Here is a 334-nt window from a genome sequence, read left to right as displayed (position 1 = left end):
AAGGAGTTTATCAAGTTTGTATTTTTTGTAAACATATTCTAAATGCTCTGGAATCCAATAATAAGGTGCATTAGGATAGCCTTGTGGAGGAGTTAGAGCTGCTAGTTTGGCTTCTAAAATAAGAGAATTCATATATAGCTTTGCTTCTTCTTTAGTCCAATCATTGGGAATATCTGTATTGTAAAATGCAACAGCACCTCTACGATATGCCCACATTTCACGATTAAACTCTTTCCTACTCTCTGGAGTAGAATCTATATCCCTTGGATCTTTTAATTTACCTTTTAAAACATCATCATATAAAGATCTAATAGCTTTACCATCAGCATCATCT

General features: G+C 33.5%; 1 pseudogene. It reads right to left on the bottom strand.

The features are described 5' to 3' along the window. Positions 1–334, bottom strand: a pseudogene (locus tag CAMP5053_RS08465) (hypothetical protein); the annotation flags it as partial.

This window comes from Campylobacter sp. S4:11 (assembly GCF_024723695.1).
Classification (GTDB): Bacteria; Campylobacterota; Campylobacteria; order Campylobacterales; family Campylobacteraceae; genus Campylobacter_D; species Campylobacter_D jejuni_C.
Note: the sequence above shows the minus strand (reverse complement) of the source record. Positions and strands in the feature narration are given on the sequence as shown.